Source organism: Micrococcus lacusdianchii (genome assembly GCF_023155805.1).
Lineage (GTDB): Bacteria > Actinomycetota > Actinomycetes > Actinomycetales > Micrococcaceae > Micrococcus > Micrococcus lacusdianchii.
This window is the reverse complement of the sequence record NZ_JAKNUW010000009.1, coordinates 89,861-111,371: the sequence shown is the minus strand read 5'-3', so window position 1 is coordinate 111,371 and position 21,511 is coordinate 89,861. Positions and strand designations below refer to the sequence as shown.

The following is a 21,511-nucleotide window of genomic DNA, read 5'->3' as shown; positions in this document are numbered from 1 at the left end:
GGGGCCGCCCCGTCCGCGGTGGCCGTGCGCCTGGCCGACGCGCTCGAGGCCGGGCTGGACGCCGCGCGGGCGCGCCGGTCCGCCGCGGCCGGACCCCGGGCCACCGCCCGGCTGCTCTCCTGGCTGCCCGTGGGCGGCCTCGGCCTGGCCTGGCTGCTGGGCATGGGTCCCGTGGAGCTGCTGGCCACCCCGCTCGGGTGGATGCTCCTGGTGCTCGGCGGCGCGCTCACGGCGGCCGGCCGCGCCTGGACGCGACTGGCCGTGCGCCGCGCCGCCGGAGACGAGTCCGAGGCGGACCCCGCCGTCGTGCTGGACGTGGCGGCGGCCCTGCTGGGGGCGGGGCGCTCCCTGCCGGCGGCGCTCGACGACGTCGCCGTGTGCCTGCCCGGCGCGCAGGACCTGCGCGTGGTCACCACGCTGCTGCGCTGGGGCGCGGACTGGGACGAGGCGTGGGAGCCGGTCGCGGACCGGCCCTCCTGGCGCACCCTGGGCGAGCGGCTGCGCCCCCTGCACCGCACCGGCATGGCCGGGCAGGGGACGCTCGCGGCCGCCGCAGCAGGTCTGCGGCAGGCGGGGCGACGCGCGGACGAGCGCGCCGCGGAGGAGCTGGCGGTGCGGCTCGTGGTCCCGCTCGGGCTCTGCCAGCTGCCGGCGTTCGTGTGCTGGGGAGTGGCGCCCATGGCTCTCGCGCTGCTCGGCGGCGGCTGACCGCGGGGACGGTGAGGGCGGTCCGCTCCTGCACAGGGTGCCGGCACCCGGGGCGTCGTCCACGGCCGCACACCCCGCTCACCCGCCGGGCGCTCCGGCCGCCCAGTCTGGGATCAGCGGCCCACCCGGGACGCAGCCATCACACCGAGGCACGGCCACCGAGCCGGCCCCACACCCAGGAGGAATCCCATGACCCCGATCTCCACCGCCCTGCAGCAGACCCTCACCACCACCCTCGGCGCCGAGCGCGCCGCCGCCCTGACCGGGGCCGCCACGGACGAGACCGGCGCGCAGACCGCCGAGTACGGCATCCTCACGCTCGCCGCGGTCGGCTTCGCCGGCGTGCTCGCCGTGGTCCTCACCAGCTCCGAGGTGCAGGGCCTGCTGGTGGACCTCGTCTCCCAGGCGCTGACCCGTGACTGAGGACCGCTCCACCCTCCGCCGGTCCGTCCGCCCCCGTGGCGGACGGACCGGCGGCGGCCGTCCCGGCTCCCGGACCCGGTGCGAGGGCCGACCGGGCGGGCGGCGGCTCCTCGCCGGCGACCGCGGCGCGCTCACGGCCGAGTACGCCGTGCTCCTGCCGGCGGCCGTCCTGATGCTCGTGGCGGTGCTGCTGGCCGGCGCCGGCGCCGTGCAGCAGGTCCGCAACCAGGACGCCGCCGCCTCCGCCGCGCGGGTGCTCGCCCGGGGGGACGGGGAGGCCGCCGCCCGGTCCGCCGCCGCCCGCATGGCCGGGGACGGCGCGGACGTGCACCTGGCGACGGGCGACGGCTGGGCCACGGTGACCGTCACCCACGCCGGCCCGGGGTTCCTGGCCGGGGCGCTGCTGAGCGCCGAGGCCTCCGCCCCGCTGCAGCCGCCGCCCTTCCCGGTGCGCTCATGAGTGCCCCCGGCGAGGTCGCCACCACCGGGCCCCGGCCGCCGTGGCGGGACGACACCGGCTCCGGATCCGTCACGGTGCTGGGCACGGTGCTCCTGGCCGCGGGCCTGCTCGCCGCCGTCCTGGCGGTGGGGGAGGCCGCCGTCGTCTCCGCCCGGGCCTCCGGCGCCGCGGACCTGGCCGCGCTCGCGGCCTCGGACGCCCGCCGTGGGCTGTCCGACCACGACCCCTGCGGCATCGCCGAGGACACGGCCGAGCGCAACGGGGCCGTCGTCACCGAGTGCACGGCCCGTCAGGACGGGTCGATGCGCGTGGCCGTGGAGGTGCGTCAGGGCCCGGTGCCGCTGCCGCCGGGAGAGGCGGTCGCCGTCGCCGGCGCCCCGCACCCGGGCACTGGGCCGGGGTGATCAGCGGTGGCCCGGCCTTCGGCCCCGGTCACGTCCGGGACGCCGACCGGGACCTCGGCGAGGCTGTCGAACCGCTCGGTCAGGAAGTGCAGCACAGTGAGGGCCCCGGCCTTGTCCAGCGGGCTGTTGCGGTTGCCGCACTTGGGCGACTGCACGCAGGAGGGGCAGCCGTCCTCGCACTCGCACGCGGCGATCGCCCCGGCGGTGGCCTCCACCCAGCGGCGGGCCTGCGCGAAGCCGCGCTCGGCGAACCCGGCCCCGCCGGGGCGGCCGTCGTACACGAACACCGCGGGGGAGCCGGTGTCCGGGTGCAGGACCATGGACACCCCGCCGATGTCCCAGCGGTCGTTGGAGGCCACGAGCGGCATCATGCCGATCATGGCGTGCTCGGCCGCGTGCAGGGCGCCGGGCAGCCGGTCCATGGTCAGCCCCGCGGCCACCAGCTCGTCCGAGGAGGCCTGGAACCACACGCCGGAGGTGAACAGGTCCCGGGCCGGCAGGTCGAGGGGCTCCTCGCCCAGCACCTCCCCGGACAGCAGCGCCTTGCGCTGGAAGGAGATCACCTGGGTGCGCACCTGCAGGTCCCCGAGACACCAGCGCAGCGAGGATCCGGCCGCGTCGAGCCGGCGGTGCACGGCCACGATCTCCACCTCCGTGACGTCCCGGGCCTGCGTGGTGAAGTCCGGCCAGGCCCGGCGCACCAGCACCGCGTGCCCGTCCTCGTCCAGCTCCTCCACCAGGAACGTGCGGTCCTGGTGGACGTACACGGCCCCCGGGTGGGCCTGGTAGTGCGTCTGGGGGGAGTCCATGGTGCCCAGCAGGGCGCCGGACTCCACGTCCACGATGTCCATGGGCCCGCCGCCGTCGTCCCGCAGGGACACCAGGGCGGCGGCATGCTCGGCGTGCGTCCAGAACCACCCGGCCGGACGGCGGCGCAGCAGCCCCTGCTCCACGAGCACGTCCAGCAGCGCGCGCACCCGCGCCGGATCCCCGAACCACGCGAGCGCGTCCGGGGCCAGCGGCAGCTCCGCGGCGGCCGCGCACAGCTGCGGGCCCAGCAGGTGCGGGTTGGCCGGATCCAGCACGGTGTCCTCCACGCCGAGGTCGAACACGGCCTCCGGGTGGTCCACCACGAACGTGTCCAGCGGGTCGTCCGAGGCCACGAAGAACGCCAGGGCGTCCTGTCCGCCGCGCCCGGCGCGTCCGATCTGCTGGAAGAACGACGCGCGGGTCCCCGGCCAGCCCGCCACCACCACGGCGTCGAGCCCGGCGATGTCGATCCCCATCTCGAGCGCCGGCGTCGAGGCCATCCCCAGCAGCCGTCCCGAGCGCAGCGCCTCCTCGAGGGCGCGCCGCTCCTCCGGCAGGTACCCGGAGCGGTAGGCGGCGATCCGCGTTCCGAGGCCGGCCTCCACCTCCTCGAGCTGGCGCTTGGCGGTGCTCGCGATCACCTCGGCGCCGCGACGGGACTTGATGAACGCGAGCGTGCGCACCTGCTGCAGGGCGAGGTCGGTCACCAGGTCGGCGGCGGCGGCCGTGGCGGAGCGCCGCACGGGCGCGCCGTTCTCCCCGCGCCGGTCGGTCAGCTCCGGCTCCCAGAACGCCACGTGGACGGCCCCGTGCGGGGAGGCGTCGTCGGTGACGGCCACGGCCGGCGCTCCGATCAGCGTGGCGAAGTGCTCCGCCGGCGCGGCCGAGGTGGCCGAGGCCCCGAGGAACACCGCCGCGGGGCGCTCGCCCCGGTAGTGGGCGGCCACCCGGCGCAGGCGCCGCAGCAGGATGCCCACCTGGGACCCGAACACGCCGCGGTAGGTGTGGGACTCGTCGACCACCACGTAGGCCAGGTGGCGCAGGAACGTCGCCCAGCGCTCGTGGTGGGGCAGGATCCCGACGTGCAGCATGTCCGGGTTCGTCATCAGGACGTTCGCGTGCTCCCGGGCCCAGATGCGGTCCTGGGGGGCCGTGTCGCCGTCGTACGGGGCGGCCCGCAGCCAGTGGGCGCCGTCCCGCTCGAGGGCGCGCCACGAGGCCAGCTGGTCCGCGGCGAGGGCCTTGGTGGGCGCCAGGTACAGGGCGGTGGCGCGGGGGTCGTCCGCCAGGGTGGTCCCCACGGCCAGCTGGTAGCCCAGCGACTTCCCGGAGGCGGTGCCCGTGGCGAGCACCGTGTGCCGCCCGGCCAGCGCCGACGCCGCCCCCGCCACCTGGTGCTCCCACGGCGCCTCGACGCCGCGCGCCGCGAAGGCGCACACGAGCCCCTCGGGCGTCCCCTCCGGCCAGGCCGCGGTGCGCGCCTGCCGGGCCGGCAGCGTGGTGACATGCCGGACCTGCTCCGGCAACGACCGGCGGCCCAGCGCCGCCGCGAGCGCCCCGCGCGCCTCCGGGGAGGCCGCGGCGAGGTCTGCGGGCGGCGCCCAGGGGCCGGCGTCGTGCCAGGGCGTGTCCCCCGCGGGGGCGACCTCCGGCCCTTCGCCCCACGGGTCGCCCTCGGGCCAGGGGACGCCGTCGTCGGGGGAGGGGGTCACCGCCCCATCGTGCCGGTGTGCTCCGCCTCCGCGGCCTCGTCGTCCTCGGCGCGGGTCCAGAGGCTGACGGGGCCCAGGTCGGTCCAGCCGAGATGGCCGTAGAGCTTCTGCCCGTCCGGGGAGGCCACGAGGAGGCCGTGCTCGAGGTCCGCGTCGGCGCTGAGGGCCTCGCTGGTCAGGTACCGCATGAGGAGGCTGCCGAGGCCGCGGCGGCGGTAGTGCGGAGAGGTCCAGATGCGGTCGTAGACGGCGGTGTCGCCCTCGAAGGTGACCCAGCCGAGGCCGGCGAGCTGCTCCTCGCCGTCGGGGGCGGCGGACGCGTCCCCGGTCGCGTAGAGCCGCAGGCGCCGCGCGCCCTCCACCGGCTCGTCCACGCGGGCCTCGTAGCCCTCCGGCAGGAGCGGCAGCTCGACGTCCTGGACCTCGGGGTCCAGGGCCACGGTCATGAACCGCTCCGGTTCGGCGGCGTTGTGGAGGCCCGCCGCGGTCAGGTCCTCGGAGGTCTCGCCGAACACCGTGATCAGGCGGTCCGGCTGCTCCTCCAGGGAGCGCAGGGCCGGGGCGAGGGCGGCGGCGTCGGGCTCGACCAGGATGTGCTCCCACGTCATCGGGATGTCGAGCGTCGCCCGGCCGGAGCCGCCCGGGATGCGCCGGGCCGGCCACTTCTGGCGCAGCGCCGAGCGCAGGCCGTCCTCGGTGCGGGTCTCGTAGCCGCGGGAGCGGGACCACGCGGCGAACCACGTGCCCACCAGGGTGTCGTCGATGCTCTGCGTCATGCCGTCGAGCGTACTTCCCCGCGGGGTCGCCGGTCACGGTCTGCCCGTGGGCCGCGTCACATTCGGAGCCGTGCGCGGCCGACTAGGCTCGACGCCGATGACCACCGTCTCCCGCATCGTCCTCTACTACCGCTTCGTCCCGCTCGCCGACCCGGAGGCGGTGCGGCTCTGGCAGCGCACCCTCGCGGCCTCCCTCGGTCTGACCGGGCGGATCATCGTGTCCCCGCAGGGGATCAACGGCACGGTCGGCGGGCCCGTGGACGCCGTCAAGGCCTACGTGAAGGGCACCCGCGAGCACCCCGCGTTCGCCGACCTGGACGTGAAGTGGTCGGACGGGTCGGCCGAGGACTTCCCGCGTCTGTCGGTCAAGGTGCGGCCGGAGCTCGTGGCGTTCGGCGCCCCGGGCCGCGTCCGCGTGGACGAGCACGGCGTGGTGGGCACCGGCGAGCACCTGTCCCCGCAGGGCGTCCACGCCCTCGTGGCCGAGCGTGCGGGCACCGATCGCCCGGTCGTGTTCCTGGACGGCCGGAACACGGTGGAGGCGCAGATCGGCCGGTTCGAGGGGGCCGTGGTCCCGGAGGCGCACACCACGCGGGACCTGCTCGCGGCCGTCGACTCCGGCGCCCTCGACCACCTCAGGGACTCGCCGGTGGTCTCCTGCTGCACGGGCGGGGTGCGCTGCGAGGTCCTCTCCGCGCTGCTCAAGGACCGCGGGTTCGCGGAGGTCTACCAGATCGACGGCGGCATCGTCCGCTACGGGGAGGCCTTCGGGGACGCCGGCCTGTGGCACGGCGAGCTCGCCGTGTTCGACCGCCGCCTGTCCGTCCGCTTCACCGACGACGCCGCCACCCTCGGACGCTGCGTCACCTGCGGCGGGCCCACCTCCCGCCTGGCCAACTGCGCCGACAGCGCCTGCACCACCCTCGAGGTCCGCTGCCCCGGCTGCGTCGGCGCCCACCCCGAGCACCGCTGCCCCGTGTGCGCGGACCGCGCCGCCACCCACGCCCTGGAGAGGACCCCCGCATGAGCCTGCCCGCCCCCGTCCTGACCCCGTCGACGGGGGCCGCGCTCGCGGCGGACCTCGCCGCCCTGCCGTACACTTCCGAGGCCGTCGAGGCCCTGCTGGGCCCGATGGCCGTGACCGCCCTGGACCGCGAGCACGCCGAGGCGGCCCGTGCCGTGCGCGCCGCCGGCGTGGCGCCCGAGGACCGCCCGCTGGCCGCAGTCGTCGGCGCCTTCATGCTGGGCGACCCCGTGCCCGCCGCGGACCTCGCGGCAGCCGTCCCCGCGCTGGGGCTGGCCGGGCTGCGGGAGGCCGGGCTCGTCGTCGACGGCCGCCCCGGCGACCCGGCGGGCGCCGTCCGGGCCACGTGCGACCTCTCGCCCTATGCGACGGACGAGCCCGGCCGGATGTGGGTGGCCTCGGACCAGACCGCCCTGCAGCGGCGCGGACCCCTACCGGCGGAGCACGTCCTCGGCGTCGGCCGTGCCTCGCTCACCCTGGCCGGAGCCGTGCACCGCCGCCCCGTGGACACCGCCCTGGACGTCGGCGCCGGCTGCGGCATCCAGACCCTCCACCTGCTCGCCCACTCCCGGCACGTCACCGCCACGGATCTTGCCCCGCGCTGCCTCGAGTTCACCCGGTTCAACCTGCTGCTCAATGCGGACGTCCTCGGCCTGGACCGCGAGCATCCGGAGGAGCGCGTGGAGCTGCTCGTCGGGGACATGCTCGAGCCGGTGGCCGGCCGCCGGTTCGACCTGGTGGCCTCCAACCCGCCGTTCGTGATCACCCCGCGCACCGACCCGGACGCGCCGGTGATGGTCTACCGCGACGGCGGCCGCGAGGGGGACCGCCTCGTCGCGGAGTTCATCGCCGCGGTTACGGCGCACCTGACCCCCGGTGGCACCGCGCACCTGCTCGCCAACTGGGAGATCCCGGCGGCGGCCTCGACCTCGACGGCCGACGACGACGGCCCCGCCGCCTCCGACTGGGCCGCCCGCCCCCGCTCCTGGGTGGCCCCGGGGATGCAGGCCTGGATCGTGCAGCGCGACCTCCAGGACGCAGCCGGCTACGCCGAGACGTGGCTGCAGGACTCCTCGCTCGAGCTGGATCCCTCGGCCTACGAGGCCGCCTACCGGGGCTACCTGGCGGACTTCGCGGCCCGGGGCGTCGCCGGCGTCGGCTTCGGCCACGTGTGGCTGAGGCGTCCTGTGGAGGACGGCTCCCAGGGCCGGGCATGGACCGTGGTGGAGGAGCTCACCCAGCCGATCGACGACGCGATCGGCGGGGCCTGGGCCGCCGCCGTCGCCCGCCGGGACCGGCTGGCGACCGCGGACGCGGGTGAGGCGCCCGGCGACCCGGCACTGGCCGCCCTGCGCGCCCTGCACCTGGAGGTCGCCGCGGACGTCACCGAGGAGCGGCACCAGCGGTTCGGCGCCGAGCACCCCGAGGTGATCCTGGCCCGGCAGGGCTCCGGGTTCCGGCGCGTGGCGCGCCTGGACACCGCGACGGCGGGCGTCCTCTCGGCCAGCGACGGCGAGCTGTCCGTGGGGCAGCTGGTGGGCGCGGTCGCCGCGCTGCTGGAGTTCGACGAGGCCGGCCGGGCCGGCCTGCTGGCGGCGATCCGCGAGCTCTACGAGGACGGGTTCCTGGTGGAGGCCTGACGCGACGCCGGCCGTGCGCCGTCGCATCCACCCGCTGCCCTGCCCCCCGCCCCTTCGCCGAGCGTTGGGCTGGGCATGCATCCCGGCTCCGATGCATGCCCACCCCAACGCTCGCGATGCCCCGTGGCCCGTCGCCGTCGTCCACCGCCCGCACCCCCGCGCCGTACGGCGTCCGCCGGATGTGGATAGTGTGGAGGGATCGGCCCGTAGGATGACGGGCGCCGGAGCGGCGCCGTCGTCGGCGGTCCCGCCCATCCCCGTCCGAGGAGGAACCCCCCTTGTCCCCTGCATCCGCGTCCAGGACCGGCTCCACGCCCGAGGGCAAGAAGCTGGTCATCGTGGAGTCCCCGGCCAAGAGCAAGTCCATCGCGAAGTACCTGAACGCGGTGGGCTCCGGCTGGGTGGTGGACTCGTCCGTGGGCCACATCCGGGACCTGCCCAAGCCCTCGGACCTGCCGGCGGACATGAAGAAGGGTCCCTACGGCAAGTTCGCGGTGGACACGGACCACGGCTTCACGCCGTACTACGTGGTGCACCCGGACAAGAAGAAGAAGGTCACCGAGCTCAAGCGCGAGCTTAAGGACGCGGACGCCCTCTACCTCGCCACCGATGCGGACCGCGAGGGCGAGGCCATCGCGTGGCACCTGCTGGACACCCTCAAGCCCAAGGTCCCCGTGTACCGGATGACCTTCGGCGAGATCACCAAGGAGGGCGTGCGCCGCGGCCTCGAGAACATCCGCGAGCTGGACACCCACCTCGTGGACGCGCAGGAGACCCGCCGCATCCTGGACCGCCTGTTCGGCTACGAGCTCTCGCCCGTGCTGTGGCGCAAGGTCTCCCGCGGGCTCTCGGCGGGCCGCGTGCAGTCGGTGGCCACCCGCCTCGTCGTCGAGCGCGAGCGCGAGCGCATGGCCTTCGTCTCCGCCCGCTACTGGGGTGTGGAGGGCACCTTCACGGTGGCCGAGGGCGCGCAGGCCGCGGACGCCGTGGGCAGCTCGTTCACGGCCCGCCTCAGCACGGTGGACGGCTCCCGCGTGGCCACCGGCCGCGACTTCACGGACGCCGGCGCGCTCAAGGACTCCGCCGCCGGCAAGGTGACGCACCTGGACGAGGCGGCGGCGTCGTCGCTGGCCGCGGGCCTGGCCGGCAAGGACTTCACGGTGGATGCCGTGGAGGACAAGCCGTACACCCGGCGGCCGGCGGCCCCGTTCACCACCTCCACGCTCCAGCAGGAGGCCTCCCGCAAGCTGCGCATGAGCTCGCGGGTGTCCATGCAGGTGGCCCAGCGCCTGTACGAGAACGGCTACATCACCTACATGCGCACGGACTCGGTGAACCTCTCCCAGGAGGCGATCGGCGCCGCCCGGACGCAGGCCACCGAGCTCTACGGCGCGGCGTCCGTGCCGGACAAGCCCCGCGTCTACGCCAAGCGCTCCGAGAACGCACAGGAGGCCCACGAGGCCATCCGCCCGGCGGGCGACGCCTTCCGCACGCCCGCGCAGGTCAAGGCCGAGCTGCGGCCGGACGAGTTCCGGCTCTACGAGCTGATCTGGAAGCGCACCGTGGCGTCGCAGATGGCCGACGCCAAGGGCTACACCGCCACGCTGCGCTTCTCCGCCACGGCCGAGGACGGCCGGACGGCCCAGTTCGCCGCCTCCGGCACCGTGATCACGTTCAAGGGCTTCCTCGACGCCTACGAGGAGGGCCGGGACGTGGAGAAGGAGGACGCGGAGGACAAGGACTCCGTGGGCCGCCGCCTGCCGCAGGTCGGGGAGGGGGAGACCCTCACGGGCGCCCCGATCGAGCCGACCGGGCACGAGACCTCCCCGCCGGCGCGCTACACGGAGGCCTCGATCGTCGCCGAGCTGGAGCGCCGCGAGATCGGCCGCCCGTCCACCTACGCGCCCACGATCTCCACGATCATGGACCGCGGCTACGTGACCAAGCGCGGCAACGCCCTGGTGCCGTCCTGGACCGCGTTCGCCGTGATCGGCCTGCTCGAGGACCACTTCGCCACGTACGTCGACTACGACTTCACGGCCCGCATGGAGGACGACCTGGACCGCATCGCCGCCGGCGAGCTGGCCCGTGAGGCCTGGCTGCAGACGTTCTACTTCGGCGCCCCCGCCGAGCAGACCGAGCGGGGCGTGGAGGGGCTCAAGAACGTCGTGGAGAACCTCGGCGAGATCGACGCCCGGGCCGTCAACTCCCTGCCCGTCACCGAGGACATCACGCTGCGCGTGGGCCAGTACGGCCCGTACCTCGAGCGCCGCCTCCCCGAAGGGGCCCCGGAGGGCACCGCGCCGGAGCGCGCCAACGTCCCCGAGGACCTGGCCCCGGACGAGCTGACGCCGGCCAAGGCCGAGGAGCTGTTCGCCACCGCCCAGCCCTCCGAGCGCGAGCTCGGCACGGACCCGGAGACGGGCCGGACCGTCGTCGCCAAGGATGGGCGCTACGGGCCCTACGTCACCGAGGTCATCCCCGAGATGACCGAGGAGGAGCTGCAGGCCTGGCTCGACGCGCAGCCCACCGAGTACTACAAGAACGGCAAGCCCAAGCCGAAGAAGAAGCCGGCCAAGGAGAAGCCCCGCACCGGCTCCCTCTTCACGAGCATGTCCGTGGACACCGTGACCCTCGAGCAGGCGCTGCAGCTGATGTCCCTGCCGCGCGTCGTGGGCGCGGACGCCGAGGGCGAGGTCATCACCGCCCAGAACGGGCGCTTCGGGCCCTACCTGAAGAAGGGCTCGGACTCGCGCTCGCTCGAGTCCGAGGACCAGATCTTCAGCATCACGCAGGAGCAGGCCCTCGAGATCTACGCCCAGCCGAAGCAGCGTGGCCGCGGGGCCGCCAAGCCGCCGCTGGCCGAGTTCGGCGAGGACCCGGTCTCCGGCAAGAAGGTCACCGTGAAGGAGGGCCGCTTCGGCCCGTACATCACGGACGGCGTCACCAACATCACCGTCCCGCGCGGCCGCCAGCCCGAGGAGCTCACGGCGGAGGAGGCCTACCAGCTGCTCGCGGACAAGCGCGCCAAGGGCCCGGCCACGAAGAAGGCCCCGGCCCGGAAGCCGGCCGCGAAGAACACCGCCGCCAAGAAGACCACTGCCGCGAAGCCGGCCGCCCGGAAGAAGGGCTGAGCGCGTGCGCCTCGGCGTCCTGGACATCGGGTCCAACACCGTGCACCTGCTCCTAGTGGAGGCGCACGCGGGCGCCCGGCCGACCCCGTACGCCGACCACAAGCGCTCCCTGCCGCTGATCCTCTTCCTGGACGACGACGGCGCGATCAGCACCGAGGGCCAGGACGAGCTGGTCGGGTTCATCGGCGAGGCCGTGGCCTTCGCCGAAGAGCACGAGGCGGAGGACATGATCTCCTTCTGCACCTCCGCCATCCGCGAGGCCGCCAACGGGCCCGCGGTGCTGGCCCGCGTGGAGGCGGAGACCGGGGTCCACCTCATGGAGCTCTCCGGCGAGCAGGAGGCCGCGATGACGTACTTCGCGGTGCGCCGCTGGCAGGGGTGGGGCACCGGCTCGATCCTGAACTTCGACATCGGTGGCGGCTCCTTCGAGATCGCCTACGGCCAGGACGAGCTGCCCAGCCATGCCGTCTCCCTGCCCCTGGGGGCGGGCCGGCTCACCCGCGAGTGGCTGCCGGACGACCCGCCCAGCCCCAAGGGCGTCAAGCGGCTGCGCAAGCACGTGGAGGCGCGCCTCGAGGAGGCGTTCACCCGGTTCCCTCCCACGGAGGCCCCGCTCGCCGTCACCGCCACGTCCAAGACGTTCCGGTCCCTCGCCCGCCTCACGGGCGCCGCCCCGTCCGCGGCGGGCCCGCACGTGAAGCGCCACCTGCGCGCCGACGACCTGCAGCTGTGGGTCAATCGCCTGGCCGCCATGACGTGGGACGAGCGGGCCGAGCTGCCCGGTGTCTCCGAGGTCCGCGCGCCCCAGGTGCTGGCGGGCGCCGTCGTCGCGCTGGCCGCGATGCGCACGTTCGGCGTGGCCCAGCTGGAGATCTGCCCGTGGGCGCTGCGCGAGGGCCTGATCCTCAACCGGCTCGACGCCCTCATGCTCGAGGGCCACCTCACGCGGGACGGCGGCCGCGGGGTCGGCCACATCAACCTCAACACGGACTCGCTGCTGCCGGGCCTGCGCCTGGGAGTGCGCTGAGATGACCGTGCCGACGTCGGGCGCCGGCTCCCACGCGCGTCTGCCCGGGGAGCCGCGGCTCGCCCCGCCGATGGTCTCGACCGAGCACCTGACCCCGGAGGTCCGCCGCGGCACGGACATCCCCGTGACCCTGTCCTCCTCCTCGGTGTTCCCGCTGGGCACGCAGGACGTGTTCGCCCTGGCCCAGGACCTCGGTTACGACGGCGTGGAGGTGATGGTCACCCACAACGCGTACAGCCAGGACGCGGACCGTCTGACCACGCTCGCGGAGCGCACCGGCATGCGGATCGACTCGATCCACGCGCCCACCCTGCTGTTCACGCAGCAGGTGTGGGGCACGGCCTGGTCCAAGATCGAGCGCTCCGTGGAGCTCGCCCGCGCGGTGGGCGCCCGCACCGTGGTGGCCCACCCGCCGTTCCGCTGGCAGGGCGGGTACGCGTCCCAGTTCGCCCGGCGCATCGCCGAGATCATGGTGGAGACGGGCGTGGTGATCGCGGTGGAGAACATGTACCCGTGGCGCGCCCGCGGCCGCGAGCTGACGATGTACCTGCCGCACTGGGACCCCGTGCCCGAGCCGTACGAGCACGTCACGTGGGACTTCTCCCATGCGGCGATCGCCCGTGAGGACTCGCTGGCGAACGTCCGGGGCCTGGGCCGGCGCCTGCGCCACGTGCACCTCACCGACGGCGTGGACGGCACCAAGGACGCCCACCTCGTCCCCGGCGAGGGCACCCAGAACGTGGCCGAGTCCCTGCGGTTCCTGGGCCGTGAGGGACTGGCCGGCTCGGTGTGCGTGGAGGTCGGCACCCGCGGTGTGACCTACGCCGGCGAGCGCGAGGAGAAGCTCGCCGCCTCCCTGGCTTTCGCTCGCGAGCACCTCGGCGGGCGCGACGACTGACCCGGGCGGCCGCCGTCGCCCCTCCCACGGACCCCCACGGAAAGGACCGACCATGACCTCCCAGCCCCGCCTCGCGATCCTCGGCCTCGGCTCCATGACCGGCGCCATCCTCACCGGCCTGCTCGCCGCCTCCGTCACGACGCCGGACCGTATCTCCGCCACGACCCGCAGCGCCGACTCGGCGCAGGAGCGGGCGGCGAAGCACGGCGTGACCGTGCACTCGTCCGAGGAGGACCCCGACGCCAACCTCACCGCGGTGCGGGAGGCGGACGTGGTGTTGCTCGGCGTCAAGCCCAAGGACATCGTGGCCACCGCCCGGCAGATCGCCCCGGCCCTGCGCCCAGAGACGGTCGTGGTGTCGGTGGCCGCCGGCGTGCGTGCGGAGACCATCGCCGCGGCTCTGCCGGCGGGCCAGCCGCTCGTGCGCACCATGCCGAACACGCCGCTCACCGTGGGCTGCGGCGTGGTCGGCGTGGCACCCGCCGCGGGTGTCACCGAGGAGCAGCGCGCGCTCGTGGAGTCCCTGTTCTCCGGCTCGGGCCTGGTGGTGCCGGTGACGGAGGAGCAGCTGTCCGCCGTCGTGGCGGCTGCGGGCTCGGCCCCCGCCTACGTGTTCCTGCTCGCCGAGGCGATCGCCGCGCACGCCGGCCATCTGGGCCTGCCGCCCCAGGCCGCAGAGGCCATGGCCGCGGCCACCGTGAAGGGCGCCGGCACCATGCTGGTCCAGGGGGAGGAGCGGGCGGAGACGCTGCGCCGGGCCGTGATGAGCCCGAACGGCACCACCGAGCGCGCGGTGGCCACGCTGCAGGAGGGCGGGTTCGAGCGGCTCGTGGCCGAGGCCATGGACGCCGCTGCCGCCCGCGACCGGGAGATGGGCGAGGAGCTCGCGGGCTGACGTCCGGCGGCGTGCGGCGACCCCGGGTGGGCGCAGCCACTCCAGCACGGCGTCGGCGCTCTTCTCGGCCGTTCGGGTCTCCGTGTCCAGCACCAGGTGGGGGTGGGCACCGAGCAGCTCCGCCGCCGCGCCCGAGCCGTCCGCGATGGTCATGACCTACCCGGCCTCCATCTCGCGGACGTTGGCCTCGGACCACTCGAGATCCCGCTTGGACGGCTTGTGAGCCAGGTGTTCCTCCGTGCGGTTGCGACGCAGGCGGGTAGTCATACCCGCGCGCAGCTCCATGCAGGCCGCGTCGCCGCCGGCGGCCGCCACGCAGCACCTAAGATGCGCGACGTCGTCCGGGTCGGTCCCGTTCCAGACGAGGGTGAACACGAGGTCCACTCCGGCACGGGCGGCCTCCGCGAGCACGCGGATCGGGAACTCGTCCGCAAGCACGTTGAACGGCTCCGTGCCGCGCACGAAGACCTCGAGCAACGGCTCGATAGTCATGTGATTGTGGAACAGCCGAGAGTCGGACGCGGCGACGGTGCACCTCACGGTCGTCTTCCCAACCGCCGGCGGGCCGAAGAGCATCATGATCATGCCCCCACGATCGAGGGAGACGGCGAGCACGCTGTGCTGCCCGTTAGCATCCCCCCATGCGCTCCTGGATCCACGCCCTCCTCAATCTCGCCCCGCTGCTGGCCGTCGTGGCCGCCCTCTGGGGCGCCGGCGTGCTGATACTTCGGAGTCGGAGCGTGACTGTGGCCGCCTGGCCCGCAGGCCGGGTGGCGGCCCTGTGGCTCCTCGGCTGCTGGCTCTCGGGGATGCTCCTGCTGACACTTCTGCCCGGAGTCGTCTCGGCCGGGGTGTCCGGGCTCGACGACGGACGGCCCCGCGCGGACCTGATCCCGTTCCGCGCCGTGCTCACCGAAGGACCGGGCCTGGGCGGGATCGCCGTCCTGGAACGGTTGGCGAACGTGGCGATGTTCGGGGTTGGCGGCGTGCTGATCGCGGCGACCTGAGCGTGGGGCGTTCGGAGGACCGCCCTGGCCTGCGGCGCCCTCGCCCTCGCGATCGAGGCGGCGCAGTGGCTTGGGAACAGCGGGCGGGCGGCAACAGTCGACGATGTCCTGGCCGCACTGCTCGGTGGGGCGGCGGGTGCCGCCGTCGTCGCCCTATCCCGGCGGGTGACCGCCTCCCCGGCTCCCGGCCTCAGGGCCGCGCGGCGAACCGGTCGATCAGGTCCGTGTGGCCGGAGACGATCAGGGTGTCGCGCGGGCCCACCCGGGTGTCTGCGCGGGCGTAGGTGAAGTCCTCGCCGGGGGTCTTCACCCCCACGATCGTCACGCCGTACTTCCGGCGCACATCCGACTCGGCCAGGGTGAAGCCCACCGTCTCGGACGGCGGGAACATCTTCACGATGGCGAAGTCGTCGTCGAACTCGATGAAGTCCAGCATGCGCCCGTTCACCAGGTGCGCCGCACGCACCCCGGCGTCCTTCTCCGGGAAGATGATGTGCTGCGCGCCGATCCGCTGCAGGATCGTGCCGTGCGCGTCGGAGATGGCCTTGACCCAGATGTGGGGGATCTCCAGGTCCACGAGGTTGGCGGTGATCAGCACGGACGCCTCGATCGAGGTGCCCACGCCCACCACGGCCATCGCGAAGTCCTGCGCGCCCAGCTGGCGCAGGGCCTCCGGGTCCGTGGCGTCCGCCTCCACGATGTGGGTGAGGACGGGCGCGAAGCGCTGCACGAGGACGGGGTCCCGCTCGACGGCGAGCACCTCGCGGCCCTGTGCGACGAGCTCCTCGGCCGTGGCGGCGCCGAAGCGCCCGAGGCCGATCACGAGCACGGGTGCGTTCGGATCGATGCGCTGCTGGTCAGCCAAGGATCGGCCTCTCGACGGGGTAGCGGTAGAGCACGCGGCGCTGGCGCAGGGCCAGGGCCGCGGCGAACGTGATCGTACCAACGCGCCCGGCGAACATCAGGGCGGTCAGCAGGTACTTCCCGGCCGGCGGCGCCTCGGCGGACACCCCCACGGACAGCCCGCAGGTGCCGAACGCGGAGATCACCTCGAACAGGGGCCGCTGCAGGGACTCGCCGGTGATGGAGACGAGGACGATCGTGGCCAGCAGCACGAGCGTCGACCCCAGGGCCAGCACGGAGATGGCCACGCGGAGGGTCTCCTGGGAGATCGTGCGGCCGTGCACCGTGACCTCCTTGTCACCGCGGGCCTCGGCCACGATGGCCAGGAACATCACGGCCAGCGTCGTCACCTTGATGCCGCCGGCGGTGGAGGCCGACCCGCCGCCCACGAACATGAGGGCGTCCATCAGCAGCAGGGACTCGGGGCTGTGGCTGTCGGTGTCGTCGATCGCGAACCCGCCCGAGCGCGTCATCACGGAGCCGAACAGCGCGTGCGCGATGCGCTGACCCACCCCCATGCCCCCGTGCGTGGCCGGGTTGTCCGCCTCGAAGAGGAAAAGGCCGACGGCGCCGAGCACCAGCAGGAGGACGGTCACCTCCACGGTGAGCTTGGTGTGCAGGTTCCAGGAGCGGAACCGCCAGCCCTTGTCCAGCAGCACCATCACCACGGGGAAGCCCAGGGCGCCGGCGAACACGCCGACCGCGATCACGGTGACGATCACCGGCTGCCCCGCGAGCTCCGCGATGCCGCCGCCGGCGTGCAGGGCGAAGCCGGCATTGTTGAACGCGCTCACCGAGTAGAAGACGCCCTGCCACAGGCCCGTGGCCCAGGAGCCGGAGAGCCCCGCGAACTGCGGCACGAGGACCACCGCCAGCGCGGCCTCGCACGTGAGCACGGTGACCACCACGACCCGCAGCAGCCGGCCCACCTCGCCCATGTTGCCGGTGGTCATGCCGGCCTCCTGAGTGGCGAGCTTGGTGCGCAGGCCGAGGTGCCGGGACACGGCGAGGGTCAGCAGGGAGGCCATGGACAGGATGCCCAGGCCGCCGATCTGCATCGCGGCCAGCAGGATCAGGTGCCCCCAGAACGACCAGTGGGTGGAGGTGTCCACCGTGGTCAGCCCTGTCACGGAGAACGCGGAGACGGCGGTGAACATCGCGTCGTGCAGGGGCGTGGCGCGCCCGTCCGCCGCGGCGATGGGCAGCGTCAGCAGCGCCGTGAAGAGCAGGGCTCCGAGGGCGAAGGCGGACAGGGCCGCGCGGGCGGGGGAGCCGGCAGCGACGGCGGTCACCGCGCCGCTCGCGCGCCGGAGCGCGGACGCGGGGGCGGGGGCCATGGAGATCCTCCTGATGGGTGGTCGCCGGGGCGGGGCCCCGTCTCGGCCCGGCGGGCCGGATCCAGTATCCCCCGGGGCGCGGGGCCCGGGCCGCGGCGTCGTGGCGCCGCGCGTCTCGGAGGGGACCCATCCGGCGCCGGGTTGCCCCCGGGGCGGTGGACGGATCTACCCTGGAGCGTGACCGCAGCCACGTCCGACACCGTCCAGCCTGCACCCACCGCAGTGGTGTGGGATCCCAGCCTGCTGAAGTACCGCTTCAGCGCGCACCACCCGATGGCGCCGCTGCGCCTGGACCTGACGCACCGGCTCTCGGATGCCCTCGGCCTGCTGGACGCGGAGCACGTGCGCGTCCTCCAGCCCCCCGTGGCCACGGACGAGGAGCTGGCGACGGTCCACTCCCCGGAGTTCATCGAGGCCGTGCGGGCCGCGTCGCGCGAGGACGCCGCCGTGGACGAGGCGCACGGTCTGGGCTCCGAGGACTGCCCCACGTTCCCCGACCTGCACGAGTCCGCGGCGCGGATCGCCGGCGGCACCCGCGCCGCCGCCGAGGCCGTCTGGTCCGGAGAGGTGACGCGCGCCGTGAACTTCTCCGGCGGCATGCACCACGCGGCGCGGGACAGGGCCTCCGGGTTCTGCATCTACAACGACTGCGCCCTGGCGATCCAGCGCCTGTTGGACCTGGGCGCCGAGCGCGTGGCCTACGTGGACGTGGACGCCCACCACGGGGACGGCACGCAGGCGATCTTCTACGACGACCCCCGCGTCATGACGATCTCCCTGCATGAGACGGGCATCAGCCTGTTCCCCGGCACCGGCTTCGCCAACGAGACCGGCGGCCCGGACGCGGCCGGCACCGCGGTGAACGTGGCCCTGCCCCCGCGCACCGGCGACGCCGGCTTCCTGCGGGCCGCCCACGCCGTGGTCCCGCAGCTGCTCGAGGCGTTCGCCCCGGACGTGCTCGTCACCCAGCACGGCTGCGACTCGCACGCGACGGACCCCCTGGCGGACCTTCGCCTGTCCGTGGACGGTCAGCGCCAGCTGGCCTTCGACCTCGGCGACTGGGCTGACCGGTTCGCCCACGGCCGGTGGGTGGCCACCGGCGGCGGCGGCTACAACCCGCTGCGCGTGGTGCCGCGCGCGTGGACGCACCTGGTCGGCGTCGTCACCGGCCAGCCGGTGCCGCTGTCCACGCCGATCCCTGAGGCCTGGCGAGAGCACGTGCGGCGTCTGGGCGAGGAGGACCTCACGGGGGACATGTCCCTGTTCGTGGGCGATGACGAGGAGCGCATCCCCGCCGTCATGGGCGAGGACGCGGACGTGTGGTGGCGCTCGTGGGAGGTGGGCTACGACCCCGCCGACCCCGTGGACCAGACCGTCATGGCCACCCGCCGCGAGGTCTTCCCCCTGCACGGGCTCGACCCCTGGTTCGACTGACGGCCCCGGGCCGGTCGAGGCCGCGGTTCGACGCGGGCCCGCGGCGACCGGTAGTGTGGCCGGGAACGTTTTCAGGCGTTCCACACCCGGTGGAATGCGGGTCGGCGTGACCGGAGGACCCGGACATCCGCGGTCCCCACGCCCCGCCGACCCTCACCCCGACGAAGGAGTCCCCATGGGATCTGTCATCAAGAAGCGCCGCAAGCGCATGGCGAAGAAGAAGCACCGCAAGCTGCTTCGCAAGACCCGCCACCAGCGTCGCAACAAGAAGTGACGCCCGCTCCCTGAGAGCGACCGACGTGGCCGTCCGCCCCCATCGGGGCGGACGGCCACGTCGTGTGTCCGGGGCGCAGGGGCGCCGCCGTCGGGCGGGGGAGCAGGCCTAGGATGGCCGCATGCTCCCCGCGCCCCCCGCCTCCGACGCCCGCGTCCAGCTTCTGGTGAAGCCGGGATGTCACCTCTGCGCGGACGCCGAGTCCGCCGTCGAGGGGGTGTGCGCCCCGCGGGGGCAGGCGTGGGAGAGGGTCGACGGCGCCGCCCACCCGGACCTGCTGGAGGCCTACGCGGAGGAGGTCCCGGTCCTGTTCGTGGACGGGGTCCAGCGCGACTTCTGGCGCGTGGACCCCGCCCGGCTCGCCCGCCTGCTCGACGCGCCGCGGTCCTGAGGCCGGCGGTCGCGCCCGTCAGCGGCGGGCGGCGCGCTCCCAGGCCTTGAGCCGCAGGTACTCGGTGGCGTCCTTGCGGTAGGCCATCCCGACGCCGACCGCGCCGAGGGCCACCCACAGCAGCTCGAGCGGGTTGAACGACCCGAGGACGAGGTTGACAGCCAGCATCAGCACGGAGAGCACCGCGAGCACGGTGCCGACCGTGCGGGCCGCGCGCGAGCCGCCGCGGATCTTGAGGGCGATCCACAGGTAGACGAGGAAGGCCAGCACGCCCAGGGCGATGGTCACCCCCGTCATCACCGGCAGGAGGGTGGGGACGAGCTCCCGGTACTGCTGGATCTGGGCGTCGGTCAGGCCCACGTCCCGATAGGACTGCTCCATCGCCTGGGTGAGCGCCTGGCGGCCGGGCTCGGTGAGCAGGGACAGCCCGGCCAGCAGCGTGGTGAGCAGGAACAGGGACCCGGCCGAGAGGATGAGCCAGAAGGCGGCCGTGATGGAGCCCGGGCGGCGCGGCGTCGCGGGCGCCGGGTGCCCGGACCACTGCGGGAGGGCCTCCTGACCCGGCTGCTGCCCGGGCACCCCGGTCCACTGCGGGGCCTGGGCCCCGGGCGCGCCGGCGTCGACCGGGGGACGGCCGTAGGGGCTCTGGGCGTCCGCGTCCGGCCAGCGGGGCGCGGACCCGGCGTGCGGGTCGGCGCCGTAGGGGCTGCGGTCGCGGGGGTCGTGCTGGGGCGTGCCGGACATGGTCCTCCTCGGTCGGTGCTCTGGCGCCCACGGTACCGGGCGGGGCGGTCTGGAAGACTGGGCCCATGCAGACCCTCGCCACGGTGCACCTCGTCCGCCACGGAGAAGTCCACAACCCGGAGCGCGTGCTCTACGGCCGCCTGGACGGCTTCGGCCTGTCCGAGCTGGGCCGGCGCATGGCCGTGGACGTGGCCGCGTGGTTCGCGCGCCGGGCGGACGAGCAGGGCCGTCGGCCGGAGATCGTGGCCGCCTCCCCGCTGCTGCGCGCCCAGCAGACCGCCGCCCCGATCGCCGAGGCCCTGGACCGGCCGCTGCGCACCGAGGCGGACGTGATCGAGGCGGAGAACGCCTTCGAGGGGATGTCCGACGTCGCCGCCACGCTCAAGCGCTCCCCGCGGCTGTGGCCGCTGCTGCGCAACCCCCTGACCCCCTCGTGGGGCGAGCCCTACCGGCAGCAGGCCGCCCGCATGCTCGCGACCGCGGACCGGGTCAAGGACGAGGCGCTCGAGGCCGGCGGGCCCGGTGCGGAGGCCGTCCTGGTGTCCCACCAGCTGCCCATCTGGGTCACCCGCCTGGCCGTGGAGGGGCGTCCGCTGGCCCACGACCCGCGCTCGCGGGAGTGCTCGCTGACCTCCGTGACCTCGTTGGTCTACGAGGAGGGCCGGGCCCTGCCGCGCGTCGAGTACCACGAGCCCAACCGCGCGCTGCTCAAGGACGCCTCCTCCCTGCCCGGGGCCTGAGCGTCCGCCCCTCCGACGGGGGAGGGGCCTCCGGTGCCGAGGGGGAGTCTCCGGCGGCACCCAGGGTTCCATCAGGCGGAGTCCCGCCGCGTAGACTCGCGAAGACCCCGTCCACCCTGCTCACCCCGCCGTCCCCGTCCCCGGAGCGCCCGCGTCATGTCCCTTCCGTCCCGTCCCTCCCGCCGCGTCGTCCTCACCGGACTGTCCGCGGCCTCCCTGGCCCCCCTGCTGGCCGCCTGCTCGGGCGGCGACGACTCCCTCGCGCGCCAGGCCGGCAACGCCGGCGGGAAGAACTACATCGCCGGGGACGGCTCCGTGGCGGAGTTCGCCCCGGCCGAGCGCGGCACGCCGGTGGGGTTCACCGCGGAGCTGTTCGACGGCACCCCCGTCAGCGGCGCGGACCTGCGCGGCGAGCCCGCCCTGTTGAACTTCTGGTACGCCGCGTGCGCCCCGTGCCGCGTGGAGGCCCCCCACCTGGTGTCGCTGCACGAGCGGTTCGCCCCGCAGGGCGTGCGCTTCCTGGGTGTGAACGTCCGGGACACCGCCACCACGGCCCAGGCGTTCGAGCGCACCTTCGACATCCCGTACCCCTCGGTGGAGGACGCCTCGGGGGACGTCCTGCTGGCTATGACCGACTACGTCCCCCCGCAGGCGGTGCCCTCGACCCTCGTGCTCGACCGGCAGGGCCGGGTGGCCGCCCGCGTCCTCGGCGCCGTCCAGGAGGGCACCCTCGCCGCCCTGCTGGACACCGTGGTCGCGGAGTCCTGAGG

General features: G+C 74.7%; 22 protein-coding genes and 1 pseudogene. 17 read left to right on the top strand and 6 right to left on the bottom strand.

Features of this window, described 5'->3' with window-relative positions:
• The 4 genes and pseudogenes from MA879_RS07525 to MA879_RS07510 all read left to right on the top strand — a co-directional run.
• Positions 1-708 (top strand): annotated as a pseudogene (locus tag MA879_RS07525) (type II secretion system F family protein); the annotation flags it as partial.
• A gap of 189 nt (positions 709-897) precedes the next feature.
• Positions 898-1,131, top strand: coding sequence for a DUF4244 domain-containing protein (locus tag MA879_RS07520; RefSeq protein WP_248124719.1), 234 nt, complete (start codon positions 898-900; stop codon positions 1,129-1,131).
• On the top strand, positions 1,124-1,591 hold the full coding sequence (locus MA879_RS07515; RefSeq protein ID WP_248124716.1) for a TadE family type IV pilus minor pilin: 468 nt from the start codon (positions 1,124-1,126) through the stop codon (positions 1,589-1,591). Before MA879_RS07520 ends, MA879_RS07515 begins: the two co-directional genes overlap by 8 nt.
• On the top strand, positions 1,588-1,995 hold the full coding sequence (locus MA879_RS07510; protein WP_135029761.1) for an Rv3654c family TadE-like protein: 408 nt from the start codon (positions 1,588-1,590) through the stop codon (positions 1,993-1,995). Before MA879_RS07515 ends, MA879_RS07510 begins: the two co-directional genes overlap by 4 nt.
• Here the strand turns inward: MA879_RS07510 and MA879_RS07505 are convergent.
• Together MA879_RS07505 and MA879_RS07500 are read right to left on the bottom strand one after the other, a co-directional pair.
• Positions 1,917-4,346, bottom strand: coding sequence for a DEAD/DEAH box helicase (locus tag MA879_RS07505; RefSeq protein ID WP_248124729.1), 2,430 nt, complete (start codon positions 4,344-4,346; stop codon positions 1,917-1,919). The genes MA879_RS07510 and MA879_RS07505 overlap by 79 nt on opposite strands.
• 167 nt (positions 4,347-4,513) lie before the next feature.
• On the bottom strand, positions 4,514-5,293 hold the full coding sequence (locus tag MA879_RS07500; RefSeq protein WP_248124713.1) for a GNAT family N-acetyltransferase: 780 nt from the start codon (positions 5,291-5,293) through the stop codon (positions 4,514-4,516).
• Between the two features lie 97 nt (positions 5,294-5,390).
• Between MA879_RS07500 and trhO the strand changes: the two genes are divergently transcribed.
• The 6 genes from trhO (at position 5,391) to proC (ending at position 13,911) form a co-directional block, all read left to right on the top strand.
• On the top strand, positions 5,391-6,320 hold the full coding sequence (trhO, locus tag MA879_RS07495) for an oxygen-dependent tRNA uridine(34) hydroxylase TrhO (RefSeq protein WP_248124710.1): 930 nt from the start codon (positions 5,391-5,393) through the stop codon (positions 6,318-6,320).
• Positions 6,317-7,957, top strand: coding sequence for a DUF7059 domain-containing protein (locus MA879_RS07490; protein ID WP_248124706.1), 1,641 nt, complete (start codon positions 6,317-6,319; stop codon positions 7,955-7,957). Before trhO ends, MA879_RS07490 begins: the two co-directional genes overlap by 4 nt.
• A 278-nt stretch (positions 7,958-8,235) precedes the next feature.
• Positions 8,236-11,091: a type I DNA topoisomerase gene (topA, locus tag MA879_RS07485; protein WP_248124703.1), complete on the top strand. Its 2,856-nt coding sequence runs from the start codon at positions 8,236-8,238 to the stop codon at positions 11,089-11,091.
• Positions 11,092-11,095: 4 nt separating this feature from the next.
• Positions 11,096-12,118, top strand: coding sequence for a Ppx/GppA family phosphatase (locus MA879_RS07480; protein WP_248124697.1), 1,023 nt, complete (start codon positions 11,096-11,098; stop codon positions 12,116-12,118).
• 70 nt (positions 12,119-12,188) lie between these two features.
• Positions 12,189-13,016 (top strand): sugar phosphate isomerase/epimerase family protein, encoded by an 828-nt coding sequence (locus MA879_RS07475; RefSeq protein WP_248124727.1) that lies wholly within the window; start codon positions 12,189-12,191, stop codon positions 13,014-13,016.
• 52 nt (positions 13,017-13,068) lie between these two features.
• Positions 13,069-13,911, top strand: coding sequence for a pyrroline-5-carboxylate reductase (gene proC, locus MA879_RS07470; RefSeq protein WP_248124694.1), 843 nt, complete (start codon positions 13,069-13,071; stop codon positions 13,909-13,911).
• A gap of 156 nt (positions 13,912-14,067) precedes the next feature.
• Here proC and MA879_RS07465 read toward each other — a convergent pair whose 3' ends face one another.
• A complete protein-coding gene (locus tag MA879_RS07465; protein WP_248124689.1) occupies positions 14,068-14,403 on the bottom strand; it encodes a hypothetical protein in 336 nt (111 codons plus the stop codon).
• Positions 14,404-14,552: 149 nt separating this feature from the next.
• Here MA879_RS07465 and MA879_RS07460 point away from each other — a divergent pair, with 149 nt between their 5' ends.
• Both MA879_RS07460 and MA879_RS12660 read left to right on the top strand, forming a co-directional pair.
• Positions 14,553-14,918, top strand: coding sequence for a hypothetical protein (locus MA879_RS07460; RefSeq protein WP_248124681.1), 366 nt, complete (start codon positions 14,553-14,555; stop codon positions 14,916-14,918).
• 24 nt (positions 14,919-14,942) lie between these two features.
• Positions 14,943-15,206 carry a hypothetical protein gene (locus MA879_RS12660; RefSeq protein WP_470365345.1) on the top strand — a complete coding sequence of 88 codons (264 nt, stop codon included), beginning with the start codon at positions 14,943-14,945 and terminating at the stop codon, positions 15,204-15,206.
• Here MA879_RS12660 and MA879_RS07455 read toward each other — a convergent pair.
• Positions 15,109-15,783, bottom strand: coding sequence for a potassium channel family protein (locus MA879_RS07455; RefSeq protein WP_248124679.1), 675 nt, complete (start codon positions 15,781-15,783; stop codon positions 15,109-15,111). The two genes, MA879_RS12660 and MA879_RS07455, sit on opposite strands and share 98 nt — an antisense overlap.
• Complete coding sequence (locus MA879_RS07450; protein ID WP_248124676.1) at positions 15,776-17,158, bottom strand: TrkH family potassium uptake protein; 1,383 nt, start codon at positions 17,156-17,158, stop codon at positions 15,776-15,778. Before MA879_RS07450 ends, MA879_RS07455 begins: the two co-directional genes overlap by 8 nt.
• Positions 17,159-17,431: 273 nt before the next feature.
• On the opposite strand from MA879_RS07450, the gene MA879_RS07445 reads away from it, so the two are divergent.
• From MA879_RS07445 to MA879_RS07435, 3 genes are all read left to right on the top strand, one after another.
• Positions 17,432-18,592, top strand: a complete 1,161-nt coding sequence (locus MA879_RS07445) for an acetoin utilization protein AcuC (protein WP_248124725.1) — start codon at positions 17,432-17,434, stop codon at positions 18,590-18,592.
• 175 nt (positions 18,593-18,767) lie between these two features.
• Positions 18,768-18,866, top strand: a complete 99-nt coding sequence (locus MA879_RS07440; RefSeq protein ID WP_003792170.1) for a 30S ribosomal protein bS22 — start codon at positions 18,768-18,770, stop codon at positions 18,864-18,866.
• A gap of 121 nt (positions 18,867-18,987) precedes the next feature.
• Positions 18,988-19,257 carry a glutaredoxin family protein gene (locus MA879_RS07435; protein ID WP_248124675.1) on the top strand — a complete coding sequence of 90 codons (270 nt, stop codon included), beginning with the start codon at positions 18,988-18,990 and terminating at the stop codon, positions 19,255-19,257.
• An 18-nt stretch (positions 19,258-19,275) separates the two neighbouring features.
• On the opposite strand, the gene MA879_RS07430 is transcribed toward MA879_RS07435, so the two are convergent.
• Entirely contained in the window at positions 19,276-20,001 is a 726-nt protein-coding gene (locus MA879_RS07430; protein ID WP_135029735.1) for a hypothetical protein, read from the bottom strand.
• Between the two features lie 65 nt (positions 20,002-20,066).
• Between MA879_RS07430 and MA879_RS07425 the strand changes: the two genes are divergently transcribed.
• Together MA879_RS07425 and MA879_RS07420 are read left to right on the top strand one after the other, a co-directional pair.
• Positions 20,067-20,741, top strand: a complete 675-nt coding sequence (locus tag MA879_RS07425) for a histidine phosphatase family protein (protein ID WP_135029733.1) — start codon at positions 20,067-20,069, stop codon at positions 20,739-20,741.
• Positions 20,742-20,897: 156 nt separating this feature from the next.
• On the top strand, positions 20,898-21,509 hold the full coding sequence (locus MA879_RS07420; RefSeq protein ID WP_248124674.1) for a TlpA family protein disulfide reductase: 612 nt from the start codon (positions 20,898-20,900) through the stop codon (positions 21,507-21,509).
• Positions 21,510-21,511 lie beyond the last annotated feature (2 nt).

What these genes read in the sequence shown, in the direction of transcription:
- MA879_RS07520 (WP_248124719.1), top strand. Translation starts at nt 898, where the DNA reads ATGACCCCGATCTCCACCGCCCTGCAGCAGACCCTCACCACCACCCTC.
- MA879_RS07510 (WP_135029761.1), top strand. Translation starts at nt 1,588, where the DNA reads ATGAGTGCCCCCGGCGAGGTCGCCACCACCGGGCCCCGGCCGCCGTGG.
- MA879_RS07500 (WP_248124713.1), bottom strand. Translation starts at nt 5,293, where the DNA reads ATGACGCAGAGCATCGACGACACCCTGGTGGGCACGTGGTTCGCCGCG.
- trhO (WP_248124710.1), top strand. Translation starts at nt 5,391, where the DNA reads ATGACCACCGTCTCCCGCATCGTCCTCTACTACCGCTTCGTCCCGCTC.
- MA879_RS07490 (WP_248124706.1), top strand. Translation starts at nt 6,317, where the DNA reads ATGAGCCTGCCCGCCCCCGTCCTGACCCCGTCGACGGGGGCCGCGCTC.
- MA879_RS07475 (WP_248124727.1), top strand. Translation starts at nt 12,189, where the DNA reads ATGGTCTCGACCGAGCACCTGACCCCGGAGGTCCGCCGCGGCACGGAC.
- proC (WP_248124694.1), top strand. Translation starts at nt 13,069, where the DNA reads ATGACCTCCCAGCCCCGCCTCGCGATCCTCGGCCTCGGCTCCATGACC.
- MA879_RS07465 (WP_248124689.1), bottom strand. Translation starts at nt 14,403, where the DNA reads ATGACTATCGAGCCGTTGCTCGAGGTCTTCGTGCGCGGCACGGAGCCG.
- MA879_RS07460 (WP_248124681.1), top strand. Translation starts at nt 14,553, where the DNA reads ATGCGCTCCTGGATCCACGCCCTCCTCAATCTCGCCCCGCTGCTGGCC.
- MA879_RS07450 (WP_248124676.1), bottom strand. Translation starts at nt 17,158, where the DNA reads ATGGCCCCCGCCCCCGCGTCCGCGCTCCGGCGCGCGAGCGGCGCGGTG.
- MA879_RS07445 (WP_248124725.1), top strand. Translation starts at nt 17,432, where the DNA reads ATGGCGCCGCTGCGCCTGGACCTGACGCACCGGCTCTCGGATGCCCTC.
- MA879_RS07440 (WP_003792170.1), top strand. Translation starts at nt 18,768, where the DNA reads ATGGGATCTGTCATCAAGAAGCGCCGCAAGCGCATGGCGAAGAAGAAG.
- MA879_RS07435 (WP_248124675.1), top strand. Translation starts at nt 18,988, where the DNA reads ATGCTCCCCGCGCCCCCCGCCTCCGACGCCCGCGTCCAGCTTCTGGTG.
- MA879_RS07430 (WP_135029735.1), bottom strand. Translation starts at nt 20,001, where the DNA reads ATGTCCGGCACGCCCCAGCACGACCCCCGCGACCGCAGCCCCTACGGC.
- MA879_RS07425 (WP_135029733.1), top strand. Translation starts at nt 20,067, where the DNA reads ATGCAGACCCTCGCCACGGTGCACCTCGTCCGCCACGGAGAAGTCCAC.
- MA879_RS07420 (WP_248124674.1), top strand. Translation starts at nt 20,898, where the DNA reads ATGTCCCTTCCGTCCCGTCCCTCCCGCCGCGTCGTCCTCACCGGACTG.